The organism is Okeania sp., from assembly GCF_035285525.1.
In the GTDB taxonomy this organism is placed as follows: Bacteria; Cyanobacteriota; Cyanobacteriia; order Cyanobacteriales; family Microcoleaceae; genus Trichodesmium.
Window position 1 is genome coordinate 1 of sequence record NZ_JAYKGW010000115.1, and the last position, 6,539, is coordinate 6,539.

The 6,539-nt window shown below is 32.8% G+C and carries 5 protein-coding genes and 1 tRNA gene; 1 reads left to right on the top strand and 5 read right to left on the bottom strand.

Features of this window, described 5'->3' with window-relative positions:
• A partial coding sequence (locus VKJ25_RS10855; RefSeq protein WP_324236652.1) for a thermonuclease family protein occupies nt 1–438 on the bottom strand: 438 nt, incomplete at its 3' end.
• Nucleotides 428–796: a 2Fe-2S iron-sulfur cluster-binding protein gene (locus VKJ25_RS10860; protein WP_324236653.1), complete on the bottom strand. Its 369-nt coding sequence runs from the start codon at nt 794–796 to the stop codon at nt 428–430. The genes VKJ25_RS10855 and VKJ25_RS10860, both read right to left, overlap by 11 nt.
• Before the next feature lie 186 nt (nt 797–982).
• Between VKJ25_RS10860 and VKJ25_RS10865 the strand changes: the two genes are divergently transcribed.
• A tRNA-Ser gene (locus VKJ25_RS10865) sits at nt 983–1,069 on the top strand.
• A 354-nt stretch (nt 1,070–1,423) separates the two neighbouring features.
• On the opposite strand, the gene VKJ25_RS10870 is transcribed toward VKJ25_RS10865, so the two are convergent.
• The 3 genes from VKJ25_RS10870 to VKJ25_RS10880 form a co-directional block, all read right to left on the bottom strand.
• Complete coding sequence (locus tag VKJ25_RS10870) at nt 1,424–1,924, bottom strand: thylakoid membrane photosystem I accumulation factor (protein ID WP_324236654.1); 501 nt, start codon at nt 1,922–1,924, stop codon at nt 1,424–1,426.
• A gap of 452 nt (nt 1,925–2,376) precedes the next feature.
• Nucleotides 2,377–3,309: a glycosyltransferase family 2 protein gene (locus VKJ25_RS10875; RefSeq protein WP_324236655.1), complete on the bottom strand. Its 933-nt coding sequence runs from the start codon at nt 3,307–3,309 to the stop codon at nt 2,377–2,379.
• A gap of 505 nt (nt 3,310–3,814) precedes the next feature.
• Nucleotides 3,815–5,794, bottom strand: a complete 1,980-nt coding sequence (locus tag VKJ25_RS10880) for a pentapeptide repeat-containing protein (protein WP_324236656.1) — start codon at nt 5,792–5,794, stop codon at nt 3,815–3,817.
• Nucleotides 5,795–6,539: the final 745 nt, after the last annotated feature.

The following is a 6,539-nucleotide window of genomic DNA, read 5'->3' on the forward strand; positions in this document are numbered from 1 at the left end:
TCTAGCTCTTTCTTGAGCATTAGTCAAACGTTCCATATATTTAGTATTAGGAAAATCTGGTTCTGCTAGAGCTAAACCTTCTTCTACCATATATTCATTAATTAGTTTCCCTTCCACCCAAACATAAGCTAAGAGGCGATCAAATCTATCTTTCTCCTGAGTATCAAACTCCAATAATACCTCTTGTCCCAAAGTTAATTTTTCTAATTCAACTTTAGCCTCTTGTCCCCAAGGTTTTTGTCTAATATCTGGCGCTTGAATACCAATCAAGCGAATCGGTTCTAACAAAGGCACAGGAGCAGAACGGTCAGTTATTTCGATAGTTTGTCCACTAACCACCCTTTCCACCGTAGTAATTTTGCCAGAACTGAGGTTTGGCTGTTGACAACTAACCAAAAATATGCAGGTCATAAATAGACAAATAATTTTAGTCTTCATCCAATGGCAGTCCAACTTCCACCTTTCCTTTGCCAAAGTAGCGACCAAACTGAAGTTCATAAACTTCATCCTCATCCTGTGTTTCTACAAATAGGTCAGAACGTGCATAACTAACACAGAGAAGAGCATAACCCTGTTTTTGTAATTCTAGGGATAGTCCCATTGCTTCAGGTTGATGGATTTCTCCAGATAGGACTCTAACTGCACAAGTAGTACAAGCACCATTACGGCAAGAAAAAGGTAACTCGATTCCTTGGTTTTCAGCACTGTGGAGAATGTAGCGGTCTTCAGGAACCTGGACTGTGTAATGGGTATTATTTTGGCGATCATGTATGTGAATTTGATGATAAGAGACCATTTCAGTTATCAGTTATTAGTTATTATTGCCTCCAGTTTCAGCTAGAGGAACTTTTATTATATTATTTGATAAAGGCCCAAAATCCCATAAGAAATTTTTTTTTCATAGGGGGTTGTCAAATTAAAATTAGTTCTGCTATAGTAGTGGAATTGTGAGCAAATTTTAAATTAAATAATTTTGCTACCAGGAGAGGTGGCCGAGTGGTTTAAGGCGCAGCACTGGAAATGCTGTTATGGGGTAACTCATACGGGGGTTCGAATCCCCCCCTCTCCGTTTTTTTCAGTTATTCAAAAAACATTAATTTCAGTATAAGCATTTCCTGTAGAACATTGCGCAAACAGCGGTTAGAAGAGTGCTTTTAGTTTTAGATAAAAACTTTATAATACACAATCGGAATAATTACTATATTAAGTCATTGCGACGGTCTCTCAGTGAAAGGAAGCAATCTTAGGGACGGTCAGAGAGAGATTGCTTCCTCTTGTCGATAGGGACAACTTTTCAAACGGATTTTGTATGATTCAGAAATTTTATCTTGCTACAAAATTAAATTTTCAAGTTTATATATATTAGTTTAAATTTTCTCCTTAAGGTTGAGGTTTTTATTACTAATAGCTGTTTGCTTACTTATTAGTTATCAGTTAATTCAACATTAATCTCATTAACTATTCTCCGTTTAAGTTCAACAGACTCAGAGCGTGGTAATAAATCAAAAACTTCTCGAAAAACATCATCTACTCTTTCAAAAGAAACTTGACCTTTCTCATTCAAAACAACCTTTCCTTTTTGGTTAATTAAAACAGTTTGAGGTACAAAACCTTGATAATAATAAGATGTTTTTGTAGAGTCATTAGTGACAGGATTAATAATAGTATCTACATTAACAGGAATAAAATTTGCTGCCCGACCATAGAATCTTTGAAGTTCAGAAACTACAGTCGAAAACTGTTTACAATCTTTACTATCATCTAAAAAAAATATAAGCAGTGCTGGTTTAGAACTTTTTAAAGAATCTTGTAAAGTCACCTTAGCAGGTACAAGAGAACCATTACCAGCATAAAGAGCAAAAATATTACCATCAAATCTATCATCATTGAGACTTGCTAAAGCAGTAGGTGTTGCTATTAGCATCAAAAAAAAGATTGTTAGTAGAAAACTAAACAAACTCAAGAATATTTTTTGCCATGAAAAACTTTGGGTTAGATTTAGCATAATTGTCAGATATTTAGTTACCAGTTATTCGTTATTAGTACCACTTACACAAGCAAACTAGGAAACTAAGTTTATTACCCTGATTATTGTTTTCTTGAAGCCGGAAATCTAGTTGATAAACTCGGTTTTTGTTTAAGTCTTTAATTAGAGTTTGCTGATTAAATCTGAAAGTATTTACAGATAAAGATTTTGGTCTTTTTAGACATAAAAACAAGTGCGAGCTTTTAAGTTCACCAGGTTGAAAAAATTATGATTTTTGGCTCACACTACACTTGAGGTGAAAATTTAACGGACTATTCTTTTGGCTTTCTCCTTTAACTTGTCGGTAAATTCTGACTTCTAACTCCTGACTCCTGACTCCTAGATTAATACTACATTTTTTCGTGCTTAATGTAGGATAATTTCTTTTTGATTGTTGTTTTTAGACCATTGTATAATTCATTGAAAAAAAGATTCCAGAAGTAACCATATTGTGGAAACTTTCTCACTAATAAGGCATCCGCAGGAAAAATAACCCTAGTTTCTTTCAAAGAATAAGGTTTACTTATATATCTAATTTGCTCTGGTTCAGGCAGCCAGTGACCTACACAAATATCTTTTTGATAATATTGAGCCTGGAGAAATAATCCTAACAATCTATCTAAACTCCAAAATGGTAACCAAGTAATAGGATCGGCTAACTTCATAGTATTTGATAATTCAAAAAGAGATTTTTTTACCATTTCAGTTCTCCACACCTTATTATTAAAGTTTTCAATGTGTGGGCCTTTATGATCTGTTCTTTTTGTATATGGCCAGAAAGCAGATATCTTAAATTTATTTTCTAAGGGAGCAATCGGAATTTCTCGTAAAGTCTGCTCTCTATCACTCTTATTTCTTCCTTTCACAATTTCCATTTCGCTAATTTCCGGAAGTTTGCCCCAATCACTCTTAATAGTTTCTTCATCCAAATAGCTTATGTTTTTTTTATTTAAACGTAGCACCCAACTGTGGGGATTTTTTTGGAAATATTCAGAAGTGAATTTAAGTACATCAGGATGTACAAAATCATCATCATCTAAAGCTAAGATATATTTTCCTGATGTGTTAAGTATGCCTGTCATCCTTTGAATAGTTTCACCTTTAAATGAACTATGTATAACTTTTAATCGAGGATCGTAGAAAGGTTTGACTATCTCATTAGGAGGATAAACCAAAATAAATTCAACATTACCTTTAACCGCTAGTAGTTGTTCTAACCAGTAGTCAGAAAAGTTACCCCTTGTGGGAGTTACAATTGATAAGATTTTTTCTTTTAATTCCATTTTATACCTGAACTTCCCCTTTGACAAAACTCTATAATGTATGCTTTACAAGAGATAGATCGAATTGTCCACACCTATTTACTGGGTACAAGATAAATAAAGTGTTAAATTTTATAATAAATCTAACACTTTGTGTTGTGGTGAGCGTGATTTGAAATAAATGACTATATTTTAGCACAGATATTCCCTGTGAGTCTTTGTTAAGAAATATTACAAGATTACATGACTACGTCCAAAAACGAAGCTTGCTCTCATATAAAATTGATAAGGGTTTTAGAGTTTTATAGTACATTTGGCGGGGGGAGTTCAGTCAGACCAAATCCTGGTTTAAAAAAGGTGTATAGATACTTTATTAGTATAATACATACTTTATTCCTGTTATTTAACACCTTTTATTCTATGCGAATTTGGTAGGAAATATTTCTAATATTTTTATTGTCAAACTACTAAATTTTATAGGTTGGATTTTCTTGAAGTTAACCAAACCTACAAAGTTATATTGATATTATTTCTGATCTGAACTGTCTGGCATTATTGCCCCTGTGAGTTTTGTATTTTCCCAGGATACTCCACCCAGTTTAGCACCAGTTAAATTCGCCCCAGATAAATCAGCTAAACTAGGTTCAGCAGCTCGTAAATCTGCTGAAATTAGATCCGCCCCTCTAAGGTTAGCACGATTCAGTTCCGCATTACGAAGATCGGCTTTAGTTAAATTTGTAGTTATTAATGTCGCACGAATCAAGCTAGCATTTTGTAAGCTTGCTCCACTTAAGTTGGCGTGTTTTAGATCAGAAGCATCAAGTTTTGCTCCATCTAAATTTGCTTCTCTTAAGTCTGCCCAACTTAGGTCTAAACCTCTTAAGTCAGAACCTGCTAAATTTACTCCTGGTAATGATACTTTAGGACCGAAAAAATAGATACCTAATTTAGAATAATCAAATTTTTCAGGAAAAATAGTAGCTTCACTACAAAGCGCTTGGTTCATTTTTACTATTTGTAGTTTTGCTCCTTTCAGGTTTGCTTTTAATAAATTAACTCTACTTAAATCTACTTCAGTCAAATTTGCATTAATAAAATTTGCACTCCTCAAATTTAATCCACTCAAATTTACTTTTGTCAAATTTGCACTACTAAAATTTGCATTATTTGAAATTTTAGAATTACTAAAATTCACTCCGCTCAAATTAGCTTCTGTGAAATTGGCTGACTCTAAATTAGCTTCATTGAGATGTACATTCCTAAAAGTTGTTTTTTCTAGTTTAGTATTATAAAGATGTGCTTTATTCAAGTTACTATTAATAAACTGAGTTTGACTTAAATTTGCGAACTGAAAACTAATTTCAGAAAGGTTAGTACCTCGAAATTTTGCCCCAGTTAAATTAACTGATTTAAAACTAGCACTACTCAAATTTGCACGATTAAAATTAGCATTAGTCAAATTTAGTTTTGAATCATTAAAAGACTTCCCACTCAAATCAACTCCAGCTAAATTAATCCCAGGGAAATCTCGTTCTCCAGCATTATATTTCTGCAAAAATTCTTTAGCACTAACTACAGGTTCTTTACTTTCTAGTTCTTGTTCATCCTCTTCATCTACTACTATGGAAATATCCTGAAATTCTATTTCATTCATATCTTTAACTCCAGGCAAATTTTCCATGTTCTCCAAATTTTTTACACTTTCTGTAAACCTACGATTAATTTCTGCTTCTGACAAAACTTCAGCACTATAAAAACGGTTAATTAATCCTCGTAAAATTTGTTGGTCGCTAGTCCTAATACCTATTTCCCTTTCTAAACCTTGGTCATTAGAAGCCAAAAAATTATGACTTCCTACAAAAGCAAACTTAGCATCACATACTATAAAATTTTCGTGAGTTCCTAATAATTTTAGCCTAAATAAAGCAGGATAAATTTTCTCTAACTGTTGTAAATCTGCCAAAGCATTATATTTCAAACCTTTGCCAATATTCCAGCGATCGCCTAAATATCCCCAACCAACATCTACCTGACAAGCACGGTCTAAACAAGCTTTAATTTTAGAGAGTAAATCTTTATCAATACTATTACAATTTAACCAAGGACACACAAGAATTAATCGTGATTCAACTATTTCTAATGCTTCAATTAATAGAGTACGACTGCCAGAGCGATCTAATATTAATTGATTTGGATGTTGTTCATAGTTTGCCAGGTTTTGATCTAGAGATATTGCTTGGTTTTCTTGAGTGGATATTATGGCTTCATTTTCAGCCAATAACTTATCTAAACGTAGATTCAAAATAGCTAACTTTTTCTGTAATTTTTCGATAGTTTCTACTTCTTGTCGATGATTAAATTTTTCTATTTGCTCATCTAAAGTATTTTTAAGTTTAAGAACATATTTTTTGATAGTGTTATATCGTTTTTCGGATATAGTTTGTTGTTTTTCGAGCTTGGCAACTTTAGCCATTAGAGCAGATAAATTAGATTTTAGGTTAGGCATTATTAAATAGTGGATAAATTATCACGTTTATTGTAAGGCATAAAGTAGGGGTGGGTTGAACTAAAATTTGAAAAATTAACAATTTCTTGGAAAAACGCGCCCCTAAATTGTTTTTTACTTTACTTTATCCAGGTATTTTCATCTAATATTTCTAAAATTATTTTTGCCAAAATACTAAATTTTCTAGGTTGGGTTAATTTTAATAAAACCTAATCTATAAGGTTATTTTTATATTATTCGTGAACTGAACTATCTGGCATTATTGCACTTTTCAAGTTAGCTTTGTTATTGCCTTCACCAAAATTTGCTCCACAACTTTAACCATCAAAGCAGACAAGTTAGATTCTAAGTCAGACAGAATTAAATAGTGGATAAATTATCATATTTATTATAAAACTGTAGGGGCGGGTTGATTAATAAATATAGAAAGTCAGCATTAATATCCCTAAACCGGCTCCCAAAAGTCAGAGTCAAAAATGTAGGGGCGGGTTGATTAATAAATATAGAAAGTCAGCATCAATATTGCTAAACCGGCTCCCAAAAGTTAGGGTAAAAAAATCTAGGGGCAGGTTGATTAATAAATATAGAAAGTCAGCATTAATATTCCTAAATCTGTCCTCTAAAGTCAGGGTAAAAAAATCTAGGGGCAGGTTGATTAATAAATATAGAAAGTCAGCATTAATATTCCTAAATCTGCCCCCCAAAGTCAGGGTAAAAAAATGTAGGGGCGGGTTTCACCAGAGAT